This is a genomic window from Candidatus Limnocylindrales bacterium (assembly GCA_035571835.1).
Lineage (GTDB): Bacteria > Desulfobacterota > Binatia > UBA1149 > CAITLU01 > DATNBU01.
This window is the reverse complement of sequence record DATNBU010000013.1, coordinates 13,709-37,922: the sequence shown is the minus strand read 5'-3', so window position 1 is coordinate 37,922 and position 24,214 is coordinate 13,709. Positions and strand designations below refer to the sequence as shown.

The window sequence follows — 24,214 nt, the reverse complement described above, 5'->3', positions numbered from 1 at the left end:
CATGACGCTCAGGCGAACCATCCCCCAGGGCGCGGAATTCCTCTGCGTGCTGCTCTCGGCGGCTTTTCTGTGCTGGTTGTGGCCGTGGGGAGCGCTGCTGACGCGCTCGGTGACGGCCGGCGGCGACACCGCATCGCATTTCTATCCGGCGCTGATCATGCACGACGTGCTGATCCCCAAGCTCCAGCTTACCGGCTGGACGATGGGAAACTACGCGGGATTCCCGATCTTTCACTTCTATTCGACGCTGCCGTTCTTCGCGATTGCGGCGCTCGGCTACGTCATTCCGCTCGAGATCGCGTTCAAGCTCGTCACGCTGATCGGTCCGACGACGCTTCCGCTCGCCGCTGCATACATGTTCTGGGCGTTCGGCTACCGCCGCGGTGCGCCGATCCTCGCCGCCGGCTCCGTGCTTCCGTTCCTGTTCCAGCAGGGCAATTCGATGTGGGGCGGCAACATCCCGAGCGTGCTCGCCGGGGAGTTCTGCCACGCCATCGGCCTGTCGCTGTCGCTCATATTCATCGGTCATCTCTATCGCCTTTCGCGCGGCATCGGTTCGTGGGTAGTCAGCGGCCTGCTGCTGGCCGCGATCGGTCTCTCGCACGCGTTCGCATTCATTGGAGCGCTCTGGTTCGCCTTGTGGTTCGTGCGCCCGCGCTCCGACAGCGCGCTCGTCCTGCCACGCATCGCGCCCGCGTTCCTGGTCGCCGCGCTGCTCGTCGCGTTCTGGGGTCTGCCGCTGGTTCCACGCGTCAAGTTCACGACCGAGTGGACGATGATCTGGAACATCAAGGAATGGCAGGAGGTGATTCCACAGCTGCTGTGGCCGGCCGGAATCCTGTCCGGAATCAACGTGCTGCTGATGGCGCTGCGCTTGAAGCCGTTCGTACCCGACCGGCACGGATTCATGCTGTTTTCGGTGTTCGGCAGCGTGATCCTGTACTGCATCTCGCCGATTACCGGTTTCCCGGACATCCGTTTCGTTCCGATCGGCCAGATCTTCCTCGGCTTCCTCGCCGCCGACCTCATCGCGTGGCTTGGTACGCCGCTGCACTTTCCGCTGGTTTACGCGACGGCGGGCCTCATGGTCTGCATGGGCTGGACCTACGACCACATCGGCTACCTCCCGTCATGGCTCGACTGGAACTACTCCGGTTACGAGAAGAAACCGTCGTGGGATCTGTTCCACTCGATCAACGAAAGCGCGAAAGGCGATCTCAACTCCCCGCGCATGGTCTTCGAGCACTCGCAGTCGCACAACCGATTCGGAAGCTCACGTGCGTTCGAGAACCTCCCGCTCTTTGCCGGGCGGTCGACTCTCGAAGGCGTGTTCCACCAGGTCTCGCCGAACTCGCCGTTCGTGTTCTACGTGCAGTCCGAAGTCAGCGAGAAGACGTCCGGCCCGTTCCACCAGTACTCGTACGCGAGGCTCAATCCGGCCGCGGCGCTTCCGCATCTGCGCACCTACAACGTCGGAACGATCGTCGCGACGACCGAAAAGGCCCGCGCGGCGTACGACGCCAATCCGTCGTTCCACAGGATCTTCAACAAGGGCGGGTACTCTGTCTACGATGTGCCCGAGGGGGTCACCGGCTACGTCGTTGCGGCGACCAACGAGCCTGTTCTCTACACCGGGCCGGACTACCGCACGGCGTTCTATCGCTGGTTCAAGCACCCCGAGCTCCTCGATCTCCCGCTCGTTCCTGCCGAAATCGCAGGCGCCGGCGAGTCCTCCGACTTCACGCTGCACACGGCGTCGGTGCGCGAAATTCCGCGCTCACCCATCGCCGGCGACTGCAAGGTGACGAGCGTGCTCGAGCAGGAACGCATCAGCTTCGACACGACGTGCCCCGGACGTCCTCACATCGTCAAGGTTTCGTACTTCCCGCGCTGGCGCGCGACCGACGGTTCCCCGGTTCGCCTGGTGTCACCGGGCTTCATGCTGGTCACTCCGGCCGGAAGCCATTTCGAGATGGTTTATTCGGAAACCGCTCTCGACTGGTTTGCGCTGGCGGTAAGCTGGGTCGGAATCCTGTGGGCATTCGCGACCGTCGTGCACGGCGGCGTTCGTCGCGCGACCGCCAGAGTGGCAACGCGCGTGCTGCGGCCGATCGGTGCGATGCTTGCCCCTCCACGCGTCCGCATTCCGCTGGGCATCCTGCTCGTGCTGGCGTGCGTGGCTGCGGCGTTCACGGTGCGCTACCGGATCCGCGACCTCGACGCGACCTATCGCGCCGGGCAGCAGGCGTATCAGGACAAACGTTTCGAGGACGTCGTGCGCATTCACGGAGAGTACGTGCGCGACGATCAGGACACTCCCAAGATCGCTACCGCGCTGCTTCAGCTCGGTGTGGCCTACTCCGAGCTCGACAGGCCGGAGCTCGCGATCGATACGTTCGAGCGCCTGCGCTTCAGTTTCCCGAACATCGACTACGGCGCGCAGACCCTGTTCCACCTCGCGAAGAATTATCTTGCCATTCACGACCGCGAGCGCGCGGCCGAGATGGCAAAGCTGCTCGACGCGTCCTACGCCGATACGTCGTGGCCGAAGAGGCTGCACAAGGAGAACCCCGAGCTGTTCGCGGCCGCCTCCGGCGCTGCGGCTTCAGTGCCCGCTGCCGAAGGCGCCGGGAACTGATTCGAGGGTTTCGGCCGACCAGCTCGAAAGCTGGTGGTGCGACGATTCCGGCACGGCAGGCCTGGCCACAGGCGAGCGAATCGCCGCGCTTCGTACCAGCGCAGCAGGCACTTGGTTTCTGGCGCGCTCGTCGAGCGCAAAGCCGAGCGCGTAGCGAAGCATTGCGCGAGCCGCCTCGAAATCGAGCGGCTGCGAGGATCGATCGTCTGCGTTTGCCGCTCCGGAGAACGTGACGATGTGGTACCACGCGGCCGTTTCGGCCGGACGGGTGGTCGTCGGCCCGCCGATCGCGACGATGATTTCCCGGGGGCCGTCCGCCTGGCGAAGCAGCGCGACTTCACCGGCAATGGCATCGCGAACCTGCTCGAGGACGCCGGCCGGCGTCGTATCCGGAGAGAAGACCGCGGCAGTATCTTCGCTCGCCGTATCGAAGATGATCACCGGCCGCCCATCACGCGGATTCGCGAACAACTCCCGCGACGGGTCGAGTCGACGCTTCGTCACCGCAATCGCATGCGCGGCGACGAGCGGCCGGATCTCTCGCTCCTTGCCCCGTAGAAAGGGCCGCCGTGCAACCGGCGACGCTGCGAAAACATACGCCGGGGAAAAGTAGTAGGCGCTGTCACCGAAGCGCGCGAACTGGAACTGCGCGGCGGGAGGACGAGCCGGCGGTGCTGCGCTGGAGCCGGCCCCGTCGGGAGCCTTCGGGGCCGCGGGTGGAAGCGGGTCGACGGTGATCCAGTCGCTCCACTGGTCGCGACCGAGCGTCGCCGCGGCCGCAGCCACCGAGTCGGCCGCGCGGTCGTAAGGCGATGGTAGCCGTCCGCTGGTGATGTCTTCCGATTCGACGACGGCTCCGGCGCTGCTTCCTGCAAACGCGACGTCTCCGCTCGAAGCCTTGTCTTCCGCGATCAGGGATGACGGCACCGAAACGATTCGGACCGACGAACGGCCCTGCGCCCAGACCGGTTCGAGCTCGCCAGGATCGCGCCCCGCATCGTCGGCAGCCGCAAAAAGCCGCCTCCAGAATGCCGTGCCGGTCGTCGCCGGCGGAACGGCGATGGGGCCTTTTGCAAGGGTGGTTGCCTGTGCGCCGCCAGTGAAGAGGTCGCTGGATGCGCCCGGAAGCGCGAGGACGACGATGTGCACGGGCGCTTCGGGCGAGCGCGCCCGCCACAGCGCGAACGCAACCAGCACAATGGCGAGAATCTTCGCGAGGCGCGCGAATGTCACCGATCAAAGTCCGAACGATGCCGGTCAGGTTGGTTCGACATGCAGGGCCCTCGTCTCTACACTACACCGCGCTGCGCCGCCACTTACGAGAGCCGCCTTGATGCTCCAGACTCGCGAGAAACATCGCCCCGAGCGGCCGCTGCTCTCCATCGTCGTTCCCTGCTTCAACGAGGACGGCTGCGTCGCCGAGATGGCGCGGCGGCTCCACGATGCCCTCGATCCCCTCGACTGCGAATGGGAAGCGGTCTTCGTCGACGACGGAAGCACCGACGCCACCGCCGAACGACTGGCCGAGCTCGCCGCGGGCGACCCGCGCGTAGGCTACCTGTCGTTTTCCAGGAACTTCGGTCATCAGATGGCTCTTCTTGCCGGCATGTCGCGTGCGCGCGGCGACGCCGTGATTTCGCTCGACGGGGACCTGCAGCATCCGCCCGAGCTGATTCCGACGCTCGTCGAGCACTGGCGGGAAGGATACGACGTCGTCTACACGACCCGCGAAGGCAACGAAGGTCACGCGCTGAAAGAAATCGTTTCGGCATCGTTCTATCGCCTGCTGCGCAGCCTTACCGGCGTCGACATTCCGACCGGCGGCGCGGACTTCCGGCTGCTGGACCGGGTTGTCGCCGATGCCCTTCTCGCCTGCGAGGAACGATTTGTTTTCGTCCGCGGGCTGGTTCCGTGGCTCGGCTTCCGGCGCAAAGGCGTAGCCTACGCGGCGCGCGAGCGTTTCGCGGGAAGCACCAAGTACGTGTTCGCGCGCATGCTGCGTTTTGCGCTCGACGGCGTGTTCTCGTTCTCGACGGTTCCGCTGCGCATGATCTCCGTGCTCGGCGTCGTCACGGTAGCGCTCGGCATACTTTACGGGTTTTACTCGATCGCCGTGCGGCTCTTCACGAACTCGGCGGTCTCGGGCTGGACGTCGCTGGTGGTGCTCGTGCTGGTATTCAGCGGCACGCAGCTTCTCAGTCTCGGGATCCTCAGCGAATACGTCGGCCGCATCTACGAGGAAGTGAAGAAGCGTCCGCGATACATCGTCGCGCGATCGACCGATCCGGAAATCACGCAAACGCAGGCGCGGCCGACTGCTGCTGCCGCAAAGGAACGGGCATGAGGATCCGGGGGATCGATATCGCCGCGGTCGTTCTCGCAACTGCGGCTGCGGCATCCGTGGCCTTCGCGCCGGGCTGCGGCGGCGACGACATTTCGTTCGGCCACGACGACGACGACAGCCCGACCAAGGTCACGTTCACCGGCAATCTCGACGATATCGACCCGGTCACGACGCGCGACATCGTCGTGTTCGTGTACAACATCAACGGCGACGGCGACAACCATTGTCCGTGTCCGCCGAACCCGAGCGGCAACAATGTCGGGAAGGCTGCAGTGATCGGCCAGAACGAAACCGAATTCACGATCTCGGATCTCGAGCCGGGCAGCTTCGGTGTCGTCTTCCTGCTCGACAATCCCGGAAATCTGGCCGACGGCGAGATCGATCCGGGCGACCCGATCGCCGTGCTCGACGACATCGATTGTCAGCTCAACGACATCGACGGCAAGATCACCGTCACGCTGACGGACATCGACCTTCAGTTCGAGAACAGTCCGATCCCACCAGGTTCGACCACGACGACCACACTGTCGTCGGACTCCTGCAAGGAAGGCAGTCCGCCCGCATCGGGACGCGCACGCGCCGACCTGATCCGGAAACAGACCACCGTAACGACAAACTGACGCGTCCCGGGTCGCCGCCCTACATGTACGAGCCGCCGGTCACGAGCACGACGTGACCCGTCACGTAATCCGCCAGCGGTGACGCGAGGAACAGCACCGGCCCCGCCGCTTCGCGCGGCGATCCCGGGCGTCCGAGCGGAATGCGCGCAATGGCCGCTTCGCGCATCTGCTCGGGAATGCCGATCTCGATCTCGTTGCCGTCGACCGTGGTCTTCGTCGACCGGTCCTTTGCGGCCGTCAGCCGGGTTTCAATGAACCCATAGGCCACGGCGTTGACGCATACGCCGAGCCGGCCCCACTCCTTCGCAAGTGTCTTGGTGACACCGACGATCCCCATCTTTCCAGCGGCGTAATTGACCTGTCCCGCATTGCCGGCAACTCCGCTCGTCGAAGACACATTGACCACCTTGCGCGGCTTCGGCGTACCGCTCGCGCTCTCCGCCTTGGCCCATTCCCGCCAGTGTCGTCCCGCTTCGCGCAGGATCCGAAACGGCGCCGTGAGGTGGCAGTCGAGCATGGCCTGCCACTGCTCGTCCGACATCTTGTGGATCATGCCGTCGTGCGTGTACCCGGCGTTGTTCACGATGATGTCGAACGTGCCGAACGCGCCGATGGCCGTTTCGACGAGGCGGCCGGCGAGCGCGGCGTCGGTTACCGAGCCCGCGCAGACCTCGGCCTTGCCTCCGTGTGCGCGGATCGCATCGACCGATTCGCGGGCGACCTTCTCGTCGAGATCGTTGACGACGATCGATGCGCCGTTCTCGGACATCAGCTCCGCAACCGCACGGCCAATGCCGCGGCCGGCGCCGGTTACGATCGCCACCTTTCCGTCAAGCAATCCCATCGCTGGTTCTCCTGTTCGAGCGTCTGCTGCCGCGCATCGGCCCGTTGCCGAGGGCGGCGCCTGCCACGTCCATTGACTGTCTCCGGCTTCGCCGTTAGGCCTTCCGCATGCGAATCGCCGTCGATGATGTGGAGATCGAAGTGGATTGCCAAGGCGAAGCCGTTTCCGGCCCGGCGGTCGTGCTCGTGCACGGGCTCGGCGGATCGCGCAGGACGTGGTCCGCACTGATGCCGCTCCTTGCCCGGCACGTGAAGGTCGTCGCCCCCGATCTTCGCGGCTGTGGCGATTCTTCACGGGGATCCGCCGCGTACACCCTCGCCCGCGCAGCTGACGACGTTGCGCGCGTGGCCGAAGCCGTCGGGCTCGAGCGCTATGTCGCGGTCGGACATTCTCTCGGCGGCGTGCTCGTCGAAGAGCTGCTCACCCGGCAGATACCGGCGATCGCGGGCGCCGTGCTGATCTCGACCTCGAGCCGCCTGAGCGAAAAAGCCACTCAGAACTGGCGGCGCATCGCCGACAGCGTCGAGGCCAACGGCATCTCGCCGTCGCCTGCCGCACGTGCACGCGGCTTTACCGAAGAGTTCGCCCGAGAGCATGCGGATGTGCTCGACTTTCATGCGGCGATCGCCGCACGCACGGACCGGCGCGTCTATGCGGAGCAGGCGCGCGCGGCGAGCAGCTATGACTACACCGACGCCCTTGCGCGCGTGACGTGTCCGGTGCTCATCCTGCAGGGCCTGGCCGACCAGATGACGCCTCCCGGCGGATCCGTGCTGCTGCAACGCGCGATGCCGTCGGTCGCCCGCCTCGAGATGATCGAAGGCGGCGATCACAACCTGCCGCTCGAACGTCCCGAGCTGGTTGCAGAAAAGATTCTCGGATTCGCACGGGACGTTTTCGCCGAGCCCCGCTAACCCGCTCCCACCGGCACGAACTGTCCTTGGCTGTCATTGCGATCGCAGCGGTTTCTCTGCCATCGACCACGCGTGAACGGGCTCGCCGTGCTGCGCCGCTACCTGAGGCTTCCTGCCGGCCGATGTCCGTCGTGTGGCGCGTTCTTCGGATCGCCGCTGTGCCGCGAATGTATCTCCGCCAGCGGCATCGATGACCGGCCGTTTCGCACCCGTGTCGCTTTCCACGAGCTGCAGTTCGTCGGCGCGTACTGGTCGCGGCAGCCCGGCGCCGCTGTCTCACTGTCGCCGCTCGGCCGTGCGCTGCGCGGGTTCAAGGATCGTGGAGACCGTTACGCGGGTCGCTGCCTCGGCGCGCTTTTCGCGATGCGCCTTGCGGGCACCATCGATCCGGCCGAGGTGATCGTCCCGATCCCGTCGGACGTCCGGCGCCTTCGCGCACGCGGCCTCAGCCCCGCGGCGTGGCTCGCCGATGCGCTGTCGCGCAGCAGTCGCGCGCGTCTCTCACAGCAAAGTCTCGTGCGCACGCGCGATCGCCCCGCGCAGCGGACGCTCGGCGGTGCAGCCCGTCGCGCCAATGCCGAGGGCGCGTTCGGGCTTGGCCCCGACGGTGTCCGCGGCTATTCGGTGGTGCTCGTCGACGATGTCATAACGACCGGCGCGACGCTGCGCGCCGCAGCAACTGCGCTCTGGATCGGCGGCGCGGACCGGGTGCGATGCGCCGTGCTCGCCTGTGCCGATGAGGAAATCCTGAACCGATGTCGAGCGAGGACAGAAAGCGCTGGGAGGGGCGCCATCTCGGTGCGAGCAAGCTGACGCCGCGCGAGTCGGTGCGTGCGTTGCCGCGCGCACCGCGCGCCGATGCGATCGCGCTCGACCTCGCGTGCGGACAGGGTCGACACGTCGCACCGCTTTGCGAAGCAGGCTATCACGTGGTCGCGATGGACATCTCGATGACGGCCCTCGCGCACGCCCGTGCGTCGCTTCCGTCCGGGAGCACGGCGCGCACACTCGCACTGCAGGCCGACATCGATGCATGGCCGTTCGCGGCGGCCGTATTCGATCTGATCGTCCAGGTCGATTTTCTCGAGCGCCGGATCTTTCCGAGTCTCCGTGATGGTCTGCGACCCGGCGGCCTTCTCCTGATCGATACGTTCCTTGACCAGGGAACCAGGAATGCCGAGGGACCGTCGTGCACGGAATATCTGCTCGCGGAGTCGGAGCTTCCGCACGCGTTCGCCGACTTCGAGCTGCTTCGTTACGACGAGATGCGCGGCGCGACCGCGCGCGGAGTCTTTCTCGCCCGCAAGCCGTGACAGTGCTGCATTCGGTGCAGGCGACCTCGAATGCGCGCCGCGCACGATCTGCGCAACACCGGCCTGTTCGCTCACGGATGCTGCGAGCGCTCGCTCGTTGACATCCGGGAGCCCGTCCTTTAGGGGCCACGCGTGTCCCGGCGTGCGCTCACCTATCGAAGCGCGGGCGTCGACATCGATCGAGCCGATCGACTTGTCGAAAGCATCGCGCGTCTGGCCGCAAGGACCCGAATCCCCGGAGTTTTGAGCGGCGTCGGACCGTTCGCCGCATCGTTCGCCGTCCCGAAGGGAATGCGCGAGCCGGTCATGGTTTCGTCGACCGACGGCGTCGGCACCAAGCTCTCGGTGGCCCAGCTCACCGGAAAGCACGACACCATCGGCATCGATCTGGTTGCGATGAATTGCAACGACCTGATTACGACCGGCGCCCGGCCGCTCTTCTTCCTGGATTACTTCGCAGTCGGCTCGCTCAAGGGAATCGACGGCGAAGCCATCGTACGCGGCATCGCGGAAGGCTGCCGGCAGGCCGGCATGGCGCTGGTCGGCGGCGAGACCGCCGAGCTGCCCGGCTTCTACAAGCCCGGCGAGTATGACCTCGCCGGATTCTGCGTCGGCATCGCCGAGCGCAAAAAGCTCATCGACGGAAGCCGCGTGCGGCCCGGCGACGTCGTTGTCGGCCTCGAGTCCACCGGACTGCACAGCAACGGCTACAGCCTTGCGCGCCGTGCGCTCGGAGCCACCACGCGCAAGGCGCTCACGCGCCGCGTTCCGGAGCTCGGCGCCACGCTGGGGGACGCGCTCCTCACGCCCACGGCAATCTACGTCAAGGCAATCCTCGCGCTGATCGCGAAGGTCGACGTACATGCGATGGCCCACATCACCGGCGGCGGGCTGGCCGGCAATCTCGTGCGCGTGCTTCCGAAGTCTGCCCGCGCCGTGATCGACCGGCGCGCGCTGCCCGTGCTCCCGATCTTCGAGCTGGTTCGCGAACGCGGCCGCATCAGTCGCGAAGAGATGGATCGAACGTTCAACTGCGGCACCGGATACGTCGTCATTGTGCGGGCGGACGCGGCCGACAGCACGGTCCGTTTCCTGCGACGCCGCGGCGTACCGGCACGGCCGATCGGGACGATCGAAAAAGGCCCGCGCCGCGTCGTCTACCGGCAAGGCTGATCCGGACCACGATGGAGCTGCTCTCGATCGGCATCCTGGCCTCTGGCAGCGGAACCAACTTCGATTCGATCGCTGCCGCCGTCGCTTCCGGCGAGATTCCGGCGCGCATCGCGGTGCTCGTCTGCAACCGCCCTGCCGCTCCGGTGATCGCCAAAGCCAAAGCCAGAGGTATTCCGGTCCGCGTCGTCGAACATCGCGCGTATGCCACGCGAGAGTTGTTCGACACGGACGTTGCCAGTACGCTCGAAACGGCAGGCGTCGGACTGGTCGTGATGGCCGGATTCGACCGCCTGATCACCGGGGCGCTGCTCGGTCGCTTTCCGCAGCGCATCGTCAACATTCACCCGGCGCTGCTGCCGGCATTTCGCGGCTCGAACGCGCAGGCCCAGGCGGCCGAGCATGGCGTGACGATCGCCGGGGCCACCGTCCACTTCGTCGACGAGGACGTCGATCACGGACCGATCATCCTGCAGGGCGCCGTGCCGGTCGTTCCCGGGGAAGATGCGGAGACGATCCGGCAGCGGATCCTTGCGCTCGAGCACCGGATCTATCCGGAAGCCCTGCGCCTGATTGCGGAGGGGCGGGTCACGATCGACGGGCGCTTCGTGCGCGTGCGCGGACGCGCAGCCGTCGGCACGGAGTGTTTCGTGAGCCCGCCGATCGGCGCTCAGCGTTCGTCCGGATAAAAGCGGCCGAGACGTCCAGCGGGGACGCCGCACAGGTAGAGCGTCTTCAGCGTCCACATCCTTGCCGTCGTCGCCCAGACGCCGCGGTTTCGCCACCGCCGCGACGACGTCACCGCCCGTCCGCGTGGAATTGCCATTCGTCCGCGGCGGCGAAGCCGCCGCGCCAGGTCCACATCCTCGAACAGATGCTGTTCGCGGTACCCGCCGGCCGCTTCGAAGTCGCTGCGTCGAACGAAAATCGCCTGATCGCCGGTCGCGCTGCGAAAGATCCGCGACCGCGTCGAGATCAGCCATGCGATGAGTCGAAGAAGCCGGCCGCCTTCATCGAACGTGATGTCGAAACGGCCCCAGCATACGTCGTCGCCGCGCAGCGACGCCTCGATGTCGCCGCGATAGCCGGCGGGCAGCTCCGTGTCGGCATGGACGAACAGCAGCACGTCACCGCTCGCAAGCTCGGCCGCTTCGTTCATCTGCCGTCCGCGACCCGGTTCACAAGTGAGCACGCGTGCTCCGTGTTCCCTTGCAACGTCGGCCGTGCGGTCCGTACTGCGGCCGTCGGCGACGATCAGCTCATCTCCGTCGCGAAGCTCCGGCCCTGCGGCGGCGAGCGTCCGGGCGATGCACGCCTCTTCATTTCGAACCGGAATGATGACGCTCAGCCGCACGAAACCGCTCCGAGCCACCAGCAGCTGCTCTGGACCGGCGAAACGTCACTGATAGCATGTCGCGCATGTCGCAGAAGAGATGGTTTGCCATGGCGGCGATCGGCCGCGACAGGCCGGGAATCGTCGCCGATCTTTCCGAATGCGTTTACGCGTGCGGCTGCAATCTCGAAGACGCGAGCATGACGATGCTCGGAAGCGAGTTCGCAACGTTGATGCTGGTCAGCGGAAGCGGGGCCGACCTTCAGGACCGGCTTTACGAAGCGACCAAACGGCTCGAATGGGAACGGCGCCTGACGGTTTTCCTGCGACCCGTCGACGGCCCCGGTGTCGTCGGGACAGGCGGGGATTACAGCCTTTCGGCCGTCGGCGTCGACAAGGCGGGCATCGTTGCGGGAGTTTCGCGCGTGCTCGCCGATCATGCGGTGCTGATCACCGATCTTCGCGGCGAAGCCAAACCCGTCGCCGAGAGCGGAACGCCACTTTACACGCTGCAGATCCGCATGCGTGTTCCGGAATCTTGCGCGCCGGCGGCGCTTCAGGCCGACCTCGAACGGGCCGGAGCAGCCCTCGGCATCGAGATCAGCACAGCCCCACTCGCCTCCGTCGCGTCCTAGGAGTCCTGCGGTCCAGCCGGACCCGCCTCCGCCCGCCCAGGTTTCGCCTAGTTGACGCGCCCGGGACGGAACAGAACTTTTCCGTCCATCACGACGATCTCGTCGCGCACGCAAAGCTGAACCGCCTTGGTCAGCACCTTGGCCTCGAGCGCGCGGCCGTTGGCCTTGACGGTTTCGAGCGAGTCTTCGCCGACCCGTATGTGAAAGACGTCCTGCAGCAGGATCGGACCCTTGTCGAGCTCTTCGGTCACGATGTGCGCGGTGCAGCCGCACACGCGGATTCCAGCCTCATAGGCCTGCTTGTACGCGTTCGCGCCCGGATAGTACGGCAGCAGCGACGGATGGATGTTGATGATGCGGCTGGCGTACGCGCGCGTCAGCTCGGGCGTCAGCACCTGCATGTAGCGCGCGAGCACGACGAAATCCGGTCGGACCGACGCAAGCTCTTTCGCCAGGAATTCCATGTGCGCCGGCTTGTCGGTCGACGGTGCCCAGCGAAACGGAATGCCGGCGGCGACGGCGAGCGGTTCGAGGTCCGGATGATTCGACAGCACGACGGGGAACTCGGCGTCGAGCTCCTGGTTCGCGTGCGCGTCGATGAGGGCTTCGAGGCAGTGGGCTTCTTTCGACACGAGAAGCGCAACACGTTTCTGCGTCCGCTCGCCGTGCAGGCGGATGGTCACCTCCATCTGCATCTCCGACCCGATGCCCTTGAGGTCGAGAATCAGCGTGTCGAGGTTGACATCAAGATCCTTGAGATCGACGAGCATCGACATGATGAAGAGGCCCTCCATCACGTTCTGCTCGATTTGTTCGATGTTGACGCTGTGCTGGGCCAGGTACGTGCAGATCCTGGCGACGACGCCTTTCTGGTCCCGCCCGAGGACGGAAACGACTGCCGGATTGGATGCGGGCATCCGGGGAAGCTAACGGCGGGGGATCAGTGCCGCAAGCGACTCGTCCCCCGCCGTGCTTCCCGTCGGCCGGCGTCTATAGGTCGCCGGCCGATTGCGAGAGCGTGCAGACAGGAACGTTTACTTGATGTGACCGCGCCATCCGCGACGATCGTAGATTCGCTCACGCCGCAGCTTGCGGCCGCGAGATTGCGATCGATGCAGAAGCGACTGGCACTTGAGCGTGCGCAGGCCGGCCCGGATGTAATCCGGATCGATGCGAAGCGTCTGGCAGATGTTCTCGAATGAAAATGGCCAGTCGGAGTCTTTCTCCGAGACCCACTTGTCGACTTCACAGAAGCGCTTGCGGCGCTCTGGCACCGGCGAATTGAGGCCGCGCTGGAAAGTCACCAGCGCCTCTTCGAGCACAGCAAGCATCAGGCGATTTTCAGGCTCGCGCGAAGGCTCGATTCCCACTTGCTCTACGGTTGCGAACATGGCTGCTGGGTGACTCATGGCTCAACCTCTCCCTTGGTTGCGATCGACAATCGGCTTCAGGCGACCCGTGGTCTTACCTGTGCTTCCCCGTGACTCAGTGATTACGGCCACTACCGCCGACGGTCAACGAACCCGGCAGACAGACTGACGATTTTGCGGGACATGCTGCGACGCGCCGTAAATGCCTTGAAATCCCGCTTGCTTCCCCAGTTTCAAGGCCAATTCACGAAGGCGGTTTCGAGCGATCCACCTCTGCCGTTTATGGCTGAAAGAGACTTGACTGACGTGGAATCACGCTCGCGACTTGGAATTGGACTCAGACTGTTGCGACGCCGGTGCGCAGCCGATGCCGACTTCTGCCATTGTGACAGAGCACAGGGCGTGTTAACCCATCGTTTTATCGCGGCGAGACGCGCACTTGGACCGTCTGGGTGAACGCTCGTGCGAACTTGAGGACGGGTGTGATCCGCAAATCAATCTCCATTGTTTACCTCGTTGCGACGCTGCTTGCGGTCGCACCCGCCTGCGCAATGGAAACCGATCAGGGGGTACTCACAGCCGAGCGAACGCTGCGCGCGGCCGAGCTTCGGCTCGCAGTCGATGACGTCACGCTGACTCTTTACAGGCATGCCAGTGAGGAGGCCGAGGCGGCGCTGGCAAGAAATCCGAACTCCGCAGGCGCCAATTTCGTGTATTTCGCCGCGACCGGACGGATTCTGCTGGCGGACGGCGCAACCAAGAATCTTTTCGCGCTTCGGGCCCTGGACAAGCAGTATCTCGATAAAGCGATTGCACTCGACCCGGGCTATGCGAACGCACTGGCGGCAAAGGGCGGCGTTCTGCTCGACCTTCCGTCGCTTCTCGGCGGAGATGCCCGCGAAGGATTGAGGCTGCTCCGCCGGGCCACCGAGCTCAATCCGGGCGGCGTCGGAACGCGCGTGTCGCTCGCCAGAGCGCTTGCCCATGATGGAGATATCGACCAGGCACGACGCGAGGCGCGCCGCGCGGCTCACCTCGCGTGCATCCAGGGGCGCCGCAAGTCGTTCGACGAGGCCTCCGCCCTGCTCGAGGAGCTCGGCTCCTCCGTGGCCAGGGCTTCCATCAACTAACTCACCCCCGCCACCGGCGCGTCTTCCGGCGACGAGCCGCCAGCAACGGAATCCACGTGACCCGACGCTCTTTCGCCGACCTCGTCGCGATCCTTCACAAGCTGCGCTCCCCTGGTGGATGTCCGTGGGACGCCGAGCAGACGCATGAGACGCTGCGCCCTTATCTGATCGAGGAAGCCTACGAGGTGCTCGAGGCTCTCGATGCCGCGAGCGATGCCGAGCTCCGCGACGAGCTCGGTGATCTGCTCCTGCAGGTGATCTTCCACTCCGAGCTTGCCGCCGAGCGCGGCGCATTCTCGATCGACGATGTCGTCGAAAACATCTGCGCGAAACTCGTGCGCCGTCATCCGCACGTCTTTGGTGACACGACGGTGAGCTCGGCGAGCGAGGTCGAACGCAACTGGGCTGCGATCAAGAAGACCGAACGCGCCGAGCGCGGACATGCGTCGTCCTCGGCGATCGACGGCGTTCCGCGCTCGCTTCCCGGCCTCATCCGCGCGCACCGGCTCGGCGAGAAAGCATCTGCCGTCGGATTCGACTGGGCCGCCGCCGTCGACGTGCGTCACAAAGTGGAAGAAGAGCTCGCCGAAGCCGACGCGGCGTTCGCTTCGGGGAATCCGGAGATGCTGGCCGAAGAGATCGGTGACCTGCTGTTCGCGATTGCGAGCTGGGCGCGGCTTTCCGGCGTGCACGCCGAGGTCGCACTCGAGCGCGCGCTCGTCAAGTTCCAGGCGCGTTTCCGCGCGCTCGAGACTTCGATGCAGGACCAGGGCCGCGACCTTGCCGCGTGCTCGCCGGACGAGCTCGAAGCGGCCTGGCAGCAGGCCAAGCGCCTTACCAGCGAGTCATGACGCGACCGGCGGCGGCTCGGCCGCTCGCCGCACCGCCGCCAGCAGCTCGAGGATCTCTGCGCTCCCGAGCAGCGCCGCCACCGCAAGGTAGATGGCCGAGCCCCCGGCGATTCCGCCCGCCACCCGCACCGCAAGTGCACCCTCGAAGCTCCAGGATGCCGCCAGAGCCTTCCATCCCATGAGAAAGGCCGCCATCACCGTCGCTGCAACAGCGTGGCGCAGCACCGGCCGGGCGAGCATCCCGAGGCGCAGCCCGGGAAGGGCCTTGCGCAGCAGGACGAGCAGCACGACGGCGTTGGCCGTCGATGACAGCCCGGTCGCGAGAGAAAGACCGGCGTGCCGGTAGTCGGCGACCCCAAGCGTATGGCTGAGCGCAGACAGTGCGCCGGCGCCCCACCACGCCATACCCGGGTCGACCGGCCCCATGAGCGCAATCGACAGGACCGCTCCGAGGAACAACGACAGGATCCCCGAGAGCACCGGAACACGCGTGTTCTCGATCGCGAAGAACGCCGCCGACAGCACGCGCACGAGTCCCACGCCGAGAAGTCCCGGCACGCTCGCACGCAGCGCCCACGCCGTCATTGCCGTGTCGTGGGCGGCAAAGCTTCCGCGCTCGAAAAGCAGCGCGGTGATGTCGTCGGACAGCAGCACGAGACCGACTGCTGCGGGCAGACAGAACGCGATCGTCAGCCCCATCGCATGGATCACGGTTTCGGCCATTCCGTCGAGGTGGCGCGCGGCGGCCTGCGAAGAGAGGCTCGGAAGCGCCGCCGTTCCAACCGCGACCGCGACGATGCCGAGCGGAAACTCGAAGACCCGGTCCGCGTACCACAGGTACGAGACGGTGCCCGGCGGAAGCAGCGATGCGAACATCGTCGCGACCAGCACGCTGAGCTGGTAGACAGAACCGCCGACGACCGCGGCGGCGACGAGCCGGCCGCAGCGCCGGACGGCCGCGTCCGAGAAATTCGCAAACATCGACGGCCGAAGCCCGAGCCGCCACAGCGACGGAACCTGGACGGCGAGCTGTGCAGCGCCGCCGACGACTACGCCTGCCACGAGCGCCCACGACGGCGTCTCCAGGCGCGGCGCCACAAGCAGCGCGAACGCGATGATGGCGACGTTCATCATCACCGGGCCGATCGCGGGCAGCGCGAAGCGGCGGAACGTGTGATGGACTCCCATTGCCCACGCCGCCAGACCGACCAGCAGCAGATACGGAAACGTCCAGCAGGTCAGCGAGACAGTGAGCGCCTGCTTCGCCGCGTCGCGCGAGAAGCCGGGCGCGAACAGCGACGTCAGCACGCCCGAGAATGCCATCCCGGCGACGGTCAGAACCGCCAGCACCACGAATGCCGCGCCGCCGACGGCTCCGGCCGCCTTCAGCGCCGATGATTCGCCGCCGCTTGCGAGACGCTCGGTGAGCACCGGCACGAACGCGGCCGATGTCGCGCCTTCCGCAACCAGGCGTCGCATCAGATTCGGAATGCGGAAGGCCACGAAGAACGCGTCCGCACCGGCGCCGGTTCCGAACACCGCGCCGATGGCCGCGTCGCGGAAAAGCCCGGCAACCCGCGAGATTGCGGTCATCACGGCGAGCACGTGCGCGGCGCGCGAGACGCTGGCGCGCTCGTCGGCGAGCGGCAGAGCGTGCCGGCCGGGCACGCCCTTCGCGGCTTGACCGTCCCCTTCTCCGTTGATACTGGGCATCGTTTCGCTCAGCTGAAATCACCACCGGAGGTTCCGTGGCCAATCATCCTTCTGCGCTCAAGCGCCATCGCCAGTCCGAGAAAGCCCGGATCGCCAACCGTTCGGTGCGCGCCAAGCTGCGCACGATGATTCGTCAGCTGCGCGAAGCCGTCGCCTCGGGCGACAAGGACGCGGCCGACGGCAAGCTTCGCGAAGCCGCCAGCCAGCTCCACAAGGCTGCGAGCAAAGGCGTCCTTCACCGCCGCACGGCGGATCGCCAGAGCGGCCGCCTGGCACGCAGCGTGGCTGCGCTCAAAGGCTGAAGATCCCCCACCGTCAGAACCCTTCGGTCATGCGCGAATAGACCGTCTCGGCCAGGTCGCGCAGCACCGCGTCGCGTGCGGCGATCTTGCGTTCTTCGCCGAGCTGCACGCCGTCGAATTTTCCGAGGTCCTCGCGCGAGACGATGTCACCGCCCTGGAACGACGAGCTCGACGTCACGATTGCGCCCTGCACCGCGGCCTGGCCCCGGGTAGCCGCGACGTGCTCCGCGGACCACAGCACTGCATCGCCCGTGCGCCGCAGCTGCGCATTGACCGCAATCGTCGCCTGGTAGTCCAGGACCTGGTCGAACTCATCGAACGCGACCGCGCGGATGCGGTCCGTGGTCACGTGCAGCACGAGCTCCGCGTCGGCCTTGCCGCTTTCCACAGGCCGGAAGCGGCCGTTCCATCGCAGCACCCTGCGCATCTCGCGCGCGAGCGCATCGGCGATCAGCGGATCGCTTCGCTCGGGCAGCTGCACACGCACGAGCACCGTTCGAACGTCGGCAGGAACCGCCACCGAACGCACGAAGCTATAGCCGCAGCCGGCCGCGGTGAAGAGCAGCGCCACCGCGGACGCGATTGCACGAGCACGCACGGCAGCACCCACAGTCTTCGAGAACCGCAGCCGGCATCCGTAGCTCTGCCCGAAGAGCGGCATCAGACAACGACGCTGACGAGGCGCCCGCGCACGTAGACACTCTTTCGCGGGACACGTCCGGCGAGCTCCGCGTGAATCTTGCCATCGGCGAGCGCGGCTTCGATGGCCTCGGCGTCCGAGCATTCGGCGCCGATCAGGATGCGCGAGCGCACCTTGCCGTTGACCTGCACGGCGATCTCGATGCGTTCACGGACGAGCGCCGCCGCGTCATAGTCCGGCCACGCGATGCTCTCGAGGCCCGCACCACCGACCAGCCGCTCCCAGAGCTCGCATGTCATGTGCGGTGCGAATGGCATCAGCAGCCGCAGCACCGTCGCCACGGCGAACGGCAGCACCGGGTCACGCGGGCCTTCGCTGCCTGCCGAGCTGGCGCTGCGGTCGTAGATCGCGTTGACGAGCTCCATGATCGCGGCAACGGCGGTGTTGAAATGCATGCGCTCGCCGATGTCGCGCGTCACGCGCCGGATCGTGTCGTGGACCACCGAGCGCAACGCGGCGCTCTCGCTCGAAAGGCCGTCCGCGCCCGGATCCTGCCATGCAAGCGGTGCGTCGGGGACAGAGAGCGCCATGCGCCACACGCGCGAAAGGAAACGATGGCTTCCTTCGACGCCGCGCTCGCTCCATTCGAGATCCTTTTCCGGCGGCGCAGCGAACATCGAGAAAAGCCGCGCGGTGTCGGCGCCGAATGCCTGCACGAGGTCGTCCGGGTCGACGACGTTGCCCTTCGACTTGCTCATCTTCGCGCCGTCCTTGATGACCATGCCCTGCGTAAGCAGGTTGGTGAACGGCTCGTCCAGATCGACCCAGCCCAGGTCGCGCAGCACGCGCGTGAAAAACCGCGAATACAGAAGATGGAGCACGGCGTGCTCGACGCCGCCGACGTACTGGCTCACCGGCAGCCAGCGCGCGAGCTCAGCGGGGTCGAACGGAGCGTTTTCGCTGCGCGGCGACGTGTAGCGCAGGAAGTACCACGACGACTCGACGAACGTGTCCATCGTGTCGGTCTCGCGCCGGGCATCGCCGCCGCATGCAGGACACGCAACGCGTACCCAAGATTCCAGTAACGGAAGCGGCGACGCGCCGCCGGCCAGCAGAGGCGCATCGGTCGGCAAAACTACGGGAAGCTGTTCGCGCGGCACCGGAACCACGCCGCACTTCACGCAATGGATGATCGGGATCGGCGTGCCCCAGTATCTCTGGCGCGAGATGCCCCAGTCGCGAAGGCGAAAGTTGACGCGCCGGGTGCCCTTCCCGATTCCTTCGAGCTCGCCGGCGATTCGTTCGCGCGCGTCGGCGCTGGAAAGCCCCGTGTACTTTCCGCTCGCTCGCAGCACGCCGTCGTCTTCGAATGCCGCCGTCATCTCGTCCGCCGACAGCGAGGAGCCTTCCGGATCGACGACGACGACGATCGGAACGCCGTGCGTGCGCGCGAACTCGAAGTCGCGCTGATCGTGCGCCGGCACCGCCATGACTGCACCGGTGCCGTAGCCCATCAGCACGAAGCTCGCGACGTAGACCGGCACCTTCTCCCCGGTGAGCGGATGAATCGCGTGACAGCCGGTGGCGACGCCGTCTTTGCCCTGCGAACGCTCGGCCTGGTCCTGCCGGCGGATCTTCTGCACGAACTCGCGCACGGCCTCGGCGTTGCCGCCGGCCTGGGCCAGCTTCTCCACGAGCGGATGCTCGGCGGCGATCGAAACGAACGTCACGCCGAACAGCGTGTCCGCACGCGTCGTGAAGATGCCGATATCGTCGCCGGTCTCCGCAACTCGAAACGACATCTCGACGCCTTCGCTGCGGCCGATCCAGTTGCGCTGCATGGTGCGGACTTTCTCGGGCCACCCGGAGAGCCCGTCGAGTCCCTTCAGAAGCTCGTCCGCGTATGCGGTGATCCGGAGGAACCAGCCGTCGAGCTCCTTCTGGATGACCGGCGTGTGGCCGCGCCAGCACTGGTCCCCTTCGACCTGCTCGTTCGCAAGCACGGTGCCGCACTGTTCGCACCAGTTGACGACTGCCTTCTTGCGATATGCAAGATCCTTTTCGAGCATCTGCAGGAAGAACACCTGCTCCCAGCGATAGTATCCCGGATGGCACGTCGCGATCTCGCGCCACCAGTCGTAGCTGAAGCCGAGCCGCTTGAGCTGCACGCGCATCGACGCGATGTTTTCGTACGTCCACGCCGCCGGCTGCACTCCGCGCTGGATCGCGGCCGTTTCAGCGGGAAGACCGAACGCGTCCCAGCCCATCGGATGCAGCACGTCGAATCCGCGCGCGCGCAGAAACCGCGCCAGCACGTCGCCGATCGTGTAGTTGCGGACGTGGCCCATGTGGATGCGGCCCGACGGATACGGGAACATCTCGAGCAGATAGAAGGATTTACCGGTTCCGTCGGCGCGCGGCGCGGAGGCCGCGCTGGCGGCCGGTGAAGTGGAATCCGCGCTGGCGGCCCGTGGAGCGGATGCCGCGTCTTCCCACTTCGCCTGCCATCGACGCTCGATCTCGCCGGCGTCGTATCGTTCGGGCAGCATCGTCCTGCTCTCCTTTCTTCTGTGGCCGCGCGCCTCGCGCGTTGGCTAGCTGCGCGCCCCGCGCGCTTTCGATATCCGTCCGGTATCGCGCGCGACCCGGTCGAGCACACCGTTGATGAACGATGCCGCCTTCTCGTCCGAGAAGCGGTGTGCGATTTCCACCGCTTCGTTGATGACGACCGGCGCCGGCACCTCCGGCGAACCGAGCAGCTCGCCGACGGCCAGGCGCAGCAGGTTCAGATCGACGCGTGAGAAGCGGTCGAGATCCCAGTTGCTCGCGGCCGCATCGATTGCCGCGTCGATGCGGGTCTCATCCGACAGCACGAAGCGCACGAGCGTTTCTGCGAATTCGCGCGTGCGCGGATCCAGCTCGATCTCCGGCCACGATTGCCAGTAGGTCGCGAACGCATCGTCGTCCCGGTTGCCGGTAAGGTCGACCTGGTAGAGAAGCTGCAGCGCTGCCTCACGGGCCTTGCGGCGCGACGGCTTGCTCACGCACCGCTCCCGGCCGCTCGCACCCGCTCGATCGCTTCGAGAGTCTCGACCACCGTGACCACGGCTTCGTAACCCTTGTTGCCGACTGCACCGCCGGCACGCTCGAGCGCCTGACCGACGTCGTCGGTCGTCAGCACGCCGAACGCCACGGGCTTGCCCGTCTCCATCGAGACGCGCGCGATTCCCGCCGCCGCTTCGCTGCAGACGTAGTCGAAGTGCGGCGTCTCGCCGCGAATGACCGCGCCGAGGCAGACGACGCCGGCGTAACGCTCGCGCATGGCAGCCTCACGGGCCACCAGCGGCAGCTCGAATGCTCCGGGCACCGCAAATACGTCGGCTTCGTCGCACGACACGCCGAGCTTTGCCGCCGCGGCGCGCGCGCCTTCGAGCAGATTGTCGGTGACCGACCGGTTGAAACGGCTGACCACGATCGCGATGCGAATGCTCTCCGTCATTCGCCGCGGTCCTTGTCGCCCGGAGTCGGGAACTCGAGCAGGTGGCCGAGCTTGTGCTGCTTGGTGCGAAGATACGCGATGTTGTCCTCATGGGCAGGGATTTCGATCGCGCGCCGCTCGACGACGGAGACTCCGTAGCGTTCGAGGCTCGCGACCTTGCGCGGATTGTTGGTCAGCAGGCGTACGCGCTTTACGCCGAGATCCTTGAGGATCTGGGCGGTGATCCCGTAGTCGCGCAGGTCCTCGCCGAATCCGAGATCGAGGTTGGCTTCGACCGTGTCGCGTCCCTGATCCTGGAGCTCGTAGGCACGAACCTTGTTCGCGAGACCGATGCCGCGGCCCTCCTGGTGCATGTAGACGATCACGCCGCGCCCTTCGCGCGAGATCGTATCCATCGCGAGACGCAGCTGGTCGCCGCAGTCGCAGCGGGTCGATCCGAAGACGTCTCCGGTCAGGCACTGCGAGTGCACGCGCACCGTCACCGGATCGCTGCCGGCGAGATCGCCGGCGACGAGCGCCATGTGCTCGTCGCGATCGAAATCGTTTCGATAGACGATCGCGCGAAAGCGACCGCCGTAGCCGCTTTCCATGTCGCGCTCGGCGATGCGGTCGACGACGACTTCGGTCGCGAGCCGGTGTGCAACGATCGCTCCGATCGGCAGGAGCGGTGCGTGGATCTCTTCGGCAAATGCCGAAAGGCTCTCCAGGCTGGCGAGCTCGCCGGTTTCGTCGAGCACGGCGCAGAGGGCGGCCGACTCGGACTCGCCGGCGAGTGCGCAGAGATCGGACGCCGCAGCAGCCGCGTCGGCGCGCACCAGCACGCCCCCGCTACGCACCTGGATCGGAAAGATATGTCCCGGCATCACCAGATCGGCGGGTACGGCATCGGGGCCGCTCGCGACGAGGATGGTCGCCGCGCGATCGGCCGCCGAAATGCCGGTCGTCACGCCGGTCGCGGCTTCGATGGATGCACCGAAGGCATGGCCCTGGCGAAACGGGCTGTCGGCGACGAGCAGCGGTATGCCGAGCTTGCGAAGCCGGTCCTCGTGGACGGCCAGGCATACGAGGCCTCCCGCACGGCTGGCCATCAGGTTGACCATTTCGGCCGTGATGCGGCGCGCGCTCGCGACCAGGTAGCCGCCGTTTTCCGGATGATTCTCGTCGAAGAGAACGACGCCGGAGCCGCGACGAATCTCACGCATCGCGACCGTGAGCTCGGCAAGTTTTCCGTATGCGGCGCGCGTCACTCGAATTCCCCCTCCCACAAAATGTCTTCGCCGATCCGCTGCACGCCGAGCGTCCTGAGCTTCGGCCCGTCGGCGGCGCGGCGCACTCCGAGCGCGCCGATCATTGCAACTCCGTCGGCGCCGAGAAACCGCGCATTGTAAAAGATCGAGACGCGATTGACCACGCCGGCTTTGACCGCCGACGCAGCCACCGATCCTCCGCCTTCGACCAGCAGTTCCATGACACCGTGCCCGGCCAGTCGGCCGAGAAGCCTCTTCCAGCCACGAACGCCGCGCGTATCAAAACACTCGACCGTCGCGCCCGCCCGCTCGATGCGCTCTCGACGTCGAAGGGGCGCCGACGCGCTTCCGATGATGAGCGCCCGCCCGCGTCCGCGAATCACGTTGGCGTCCGGAGGCGTCTGCAACTCCGGATCGAGGATGACACGCAGCGGAGACGGAGCCCCCGGAATCCGGCACGTCAGGCGCGGGTCATCGGCAAGCACGGTACCGATCCCGACGAGGATCGCCTCGGACCGCGCGCGCATTTTCTGCACGAGCGCGCGCGACGCATCGGTCGAGATCCAGCGTGAATCACCGCCCGCGGCCGCAATGCGCCCGTCGAGGCTCGCGGCCAGCTTGAGATGCACATACGGGCCTTTTCCCGTGATGAAGCGGCGGTATCCGCGAATCACGTCGCCGCATTCGTCCCCGAGCAGGCCGCACTCGACGACGACGCCCGCGCCGCGAAGCTGGCGCAGCCCGCGACCGCGGACGATCTCGTGGGGATCCTCGCATCCGATGACCGCTCGACGAACGCCCGCGCGAATCAGCGCATCGGTGCACGGCGGCGTGCGGCCCTGGTGAGCGTGCGGCTCGAGCGTCACGTACGCGGTGGCGCCTCGCGCCTTCGATCCGGCCGCCGCCAGCGCCACGGCTTCGGCATGCGGACCGCCGGCGCCCCGGTAGTGACCACGGGCGACCTCACGGCCGTTGCGGACGAGGATGCAACCGACGGCGGGATTCGGAGTCGTCCGTCCGAGGCCGCGCTCGGCTTCGGCGATGGCTTCGCGCATCCATTTCTCGTCGATTCCTGCAGCGACGCTGCTTCCGTTGCCGGCGGCAAGCTTTTTGTCTGTGCGGGACGCGACGTGCTTCTTGCCGGAGCTTCCGGCCGATCGGCGCGGATTCATTCCTTGCCGCCGCGGTTTCGTTCGCTCACGAGGTTCTCGACCGTGCGCTGGAACTCGGCAATGTCGCGGAACGAGCGATAGACCGATGCGAAGCGCACATACGCAACCTCGTCGAGCGTCTTGAGCGTCTCCATCACCTGCTCGCCGACATCCTCGCTGCGGATCTCGCGCAGGCCCTTGTCCTGGATGGCCCGCTCGATGCGCGAGACGCCTTCATCGATCGCATCGGCCGGAACCGGCCGCTTTTCACACGCCTTGTGGAATCCGGCTTCGAGCTTGATGCGGTCCCACGGCTCGCGGCGTCCGTCTTTCTTGACGACCAGCGGCATCACCACGTCGATGCGTTCATAGGTCGTGAAACGCCGCTTGCAGGACAGACATTCGCGACGCCGGCGTATGACCTCACCGCCGTCGCCTTCGCGCGAATCGACGACCTTGTCGTCCGCATGCTGGCAGAAAGGACAACGCATCGCTCGTCC

At 66.3% G+C, this 24,214-nt stretch carries 25 protein-coding genes; 12 read left to right on the top strand and 13 right to left on the bottom strand.

Going from position 1 to position 24,214, the window contains the following annotated elements:
• Nucleotide 1: 1 nt before the first annotated feature.
• Entirely contained in the window at nt 2-2,638 is a 2,637-nt protein-coding gene (locus VN634_05755) for a 6-pyruvoyl-tetrahydropterin synthase-related protein (GenBank protein HXC50372.1), read from the top strand.
• Here the strand turns inward: VN634_05755 and VN634_05750 are convergent.
• Complete coding sequence (locus VN634_05750) at nt 2,606-3,871, bottom strand: hypothetical protein (protein ID HXC50371.1); 1,266 nt, start codon at nt 3,869-3,871, stop codon at nt 2,606-2,608. The two genes, VN634_05755 and VN634_05750, sit on opposite strands and share 33 nt — an antisense overlap.
• A gap of 100 nt (nt 3,872-3,971) precedes the next feature.
• Here VN634_05750 and VN634_05745 point away from each other — a divergent pair, with 100 nt between their 5' ends.
• Together VN634_05745 and VN634_05740 are read left to right on the top strand one after the other, a co-directional pair.
• Nucleotides 3,972-4,982 carry a glycosyltransferase family 2 protein gene (locus tag VN634_05745; protein HXC50370.1) on the top strand — a complete coding sequence of 337 codons (1,011 nt, stop codon included), beginning with the start codon at nt 3,972-3,974 and terminating at the stop codon, nt 4,980-4,982.
• Nucleotides 4,979-5,602, top strand: coding sequence for a hypothetical protein (locus VN634_05740; GenBank protein HXC50369.1), 624 nt, complete (start codon nt 4,979-4,981; stop codon nt 5,600-5,602). Before VN634_05745 ends, VN634_05740 begins: the two co-directional genes overlap by 4 nt.
• Before the next feature lie 19 nt (nt 5,603-5,621).
• Here the strand turns inward: VN634_05740 and VN634_05735 are convergent, their stop codons facing one another.
• Nucleotides 5,622-6,446 carry an SDR family oxidoreductase gene (locus VN634_05735; GenBank protein HXC50368.1) on the bottom strand — a complete coding sequence of 275 codons (825 nt, stop codon included), beginning with the start codon at nt 6,444-6,446 and terminating at the stop codon, nt 5,622-5,624.
• Between the two features lie 107 nt (nt 6,447-6,553).
• Here VN634_05735 and VN634_05730 point away from each other — a divergent pair, with 107 nt between their 5' ends.
• The 5 genes from VN634_05730 to purN all read left to right on the top strand — a co-directional run bounded on the left by VN634_05730 (nt 6,554) and on the right by purN (nt 10,532).
• Nucleotides 6,554-7,360 (top strand): alpha/beta hydrolase, encoded by an 807-nt coding sequence (locus VN634_05730; protein HXC50367.1) that lies wholly within the window; start codon nt 6,554-6,556, stop codon nt 7,358-7,360.
• 72 nt (nt 7,361-7,432) lie between these two features.
• Nucleotides 7,433-8,173, top strand: coding sequence for a phosphoribosyltransferase family protein (locus tag VN634_05725; GenBank protein HXC50366.1), 741 nt, complete (start codon nt 7,433-7,435; stop codon nt 8,171-8,173).
• A complete protein-coding gene (locus VN634_05720; GenBank protein ID HXC50365.1) occupies nt 8,116-8,673 on the top strand; it encodes a class I SAM-dependent methyltransferase in 558 nt (185 codons plus the stop codon). Before VN634_05725 ends, VN634_05720 begins: the two co-directional genes overlap by 58 nt.
• 132 nt (nt 8,674-8,805) lie before the next feature.
• A complete protein-coding gene (purM, locus tag VN634_05715; GenBank protein HXC50364.1) occupies nt 8,806-9,846 on the top strand; it encodes a phosphoribosylformylglycinamidine cyclo-ligase in 1,041 nt (346 codons plus the stop codon).
• An 11-nt stretch (nt 9,847-9,857) separates the two neighbouring features.
• A complete protein-coding gene (purN, locus tag VN634_05710; GenBank protein ID HXC50363.1) occupies nt 9,858-10,532 on the top strand; it encodes a phosphoribosylglycinamide formyltransferase in 675 nt (224 codons plus the stop codon).
• Here the strand turns inward: purN and VN634_05705 are convergent.
• Nucleotides 10,514-11,215: a TIGR04283 family arsenosugar biosynthesis glycosyltransferase gene (locus VN634_05705; protein HXC50362.1), complete on the bottom strand. Its 702-nt coding sequence runs from the start codon at nt 11,213-11,215 to the stop codon at nt 10,514-10,516. The two genes, purN and VN634_05705, sit on opposite strands and share 19 nt — an antisense overlap.
• A 47-nt stretch (nt 11,216-11,262) precedes the next feature.
• Between VN634_05705 and VN634_05700 the strand changes: the two genes are divergently transcribed.
• A complete protein-coding gene (locus VN634_05700) occupies nt 11,263-11,811 on the top strand; it encodes an ACT domain-containing protein (protein ID HXC50361.1) in 549 nt (182 codons plus the stop codon).
• A 47-nt stretch (nt 11,812-11,858) separates the two neighbouring features.
• On the opposite strand, the gene VN634_05695 is transcribed toward VN634_05700, so the two are convergent.
• Nucleotides 11,859-12,728, bottom strand: a complete 870-nt coding sequence (locus VN634_05695; GenBank protein HXC50360.1) for a formyltetrahydrofolate deformylase — start codon at nt 12,726-12,728, stop codon at nt 11,859-11,861.
• 117 nt (nt 12,729-12,845) lie between these two features.
• A complete protein-coding gene (locus tag VN634_05690; protein HXC50359.1) occupies nt 12,846-13,220 on the bottom strand; it encodes a hypothetical protein in 375 nt (124 codons plus the stop codon).
• 443 nt (nt 13,221-13,663) lie between these two features.
• On the opposite strand from VN634_05690, the gene VN634_05685 reads away from it, so the two are divergent.
• Both VN634_05685 and mazG read left to right on the top strand, forming a co-directional pair.
• The gene (locus VN634_05685; GenBank protein ID HXC50358.1) at nt 13,664-14,311 is read left to right on the top strand and encodes a hypothetical protein; all 648 of its coding nucleotides are present in this window, start codon (nt 13,664-13,666) and stop codon (nt 14,309-14,311) included.
• A 56-nt stretch (nt 14,312-14,367) separates the two neighbouring features.
• Complete coding sequence (gene mazG, locus VN634_05680) at nt 14,368-15,162, top strand: nucleoside triphosphate pyrophosphohydrolase (GenBank protein HXC50357.1); 795 nt, start codon at nt 14,368-14,370, stop codon at nt 15,160-15,162.
• Here the strand turns inward: mazG and murJ are convergent.
• A complete protein-coding gene (gene murJ / locus VN634_05675) occupies nt 15,157-16,875 on the bottom strand; it encodes a murein biosynthesis integral membrane protein MurJ (protein ID HXC50356.1) in 1,719 nt (572 codons plus the stop codon). The two genes, mazG and murJ, sit on opposite strands and share 6 nt — an antisense overlap.
• A gap of 35 nt (nt 16,876-16,910) precedes the next feature.
• Between murJ and rpsT the strand changes: the two genes are divergently transcribed.
• Nucleotides 16,911-17,177 carry a 30S ribosomal protein S20 gene (rpsT, locus tag VN634_05670; GenBank protein ID HXC50355.1) on the top strand — a complete coding sequence of 89 codons (267 nt, stop codon included), beginning with the start codon at nt 16,911-16,913 and terminating at the stop codon, nt 17,175-17,177.
• A 13-nt stretch (nt 17,178-17,190) separates the two neighbouring features.
• On the opposite strand, the gene lptE is transcribed toward rpsT, so the two are convergent.
• The 7 genes from lptE to nrdR all read right to left on the bottom strand — a co-directional run bounded on the left by lptE (nt 17,191) and on the right by nrdR (nt 24,205).
• On the bottom strand, nt 17,191-17,775 hold the full coding sequence (gene lptE, locus VN634_05665; protein HXC50354.1) for an LPS assembly lipoprotein LptE: 585 nt from the start codon (nt 17,773-17,775) through the stop codon (nt 17,191-17,193).
• A gap of 62 nt (nt 17,776-17,837) precedes the next feature.
• Nucleotides 17,838-20,366: a leucine--tRNA ligase gene (gene leuS / locus VN634_05660; protein HXC50353.1), complete on the bottom strand. Its 2,529-nt coding sequence runs from the start codon at nt 20,364-20,366 to the stop codon at nt 17,838-17,840.
• A gap of 45 nt (nt 20,367-20,411) precedes the next feature.
• The gene (gene nusB, locus VN634_05655) at nt 20,412-20,861 is read right to left on the bottom strand and encodes a transcription antitermination factor NusB (GenBank protein HXC50352.1); all 450 of its coding nucleotides are present in this window, start codon (nt 20,859-20,861) and stop codon (nt 20,412-20,414) included.
• The gene (ribH, locus tag VN634_05650; protein HXC50351.1) at nt 20,858-21,316 is read right to left on the bottom strand and encodes a 6,7-dimethyl-8-ribityllumazine synthase; all 459 of its coding nucleotides are present in this window, start codon (nt 21,314-21,316) and stop codon (nt 20,858-20,860) included. The genes nusB and ribH overlap by 4 nt, the downstream gene beginning before the upstream one ends.
• Nucleotides 21,313-22,563, bottom strand: coding sequence for a GTP cyclohydrolase II (gene ribA / locus VN634_05645; GenBank protein ID HXC50350.1), 1,251 nt, complete (start codon nt 22,561-22,563; stop codon nt 21,313-21,315). The genes ribH and ribA overlap by 4 nt, the downstream gene beginning before the upstream one ends.
• Nucleotides 22,560-23,735, bottom strand: coding sequence for a bifunctional diaminohydroxyphosphoribosylaminopyrimidine deaminase/5-amino-6-(5-phosphoribosylamino)uracil reductase RibD (ribD, locus tag VN634_05640; GenBank protein ID HXC50349.1), 1,176 nt, complete (start codon nt 23,733-23,735; stop codon nt 22,560-22,562). Before ribD ends, ribA begins: the two co-directional genes overlap by 4 nt.
• Nucleotides 23,732-24,205, bottom strand: a complete 474-nt coding sequence (nrdR, locus tag VN634_05635) for a transcriptional regulator NrdR (protein ID HXC50348.1) — start codon at nt 24,203-24,205, stop codon at nt 23,732-23,734. The genes ribD and nrdR overlap by 4 nt, the downstream gene beginning before the upstream one ends.
• Nucleotides 24,206-24,214: the final 9 nt, after the last annotated feature.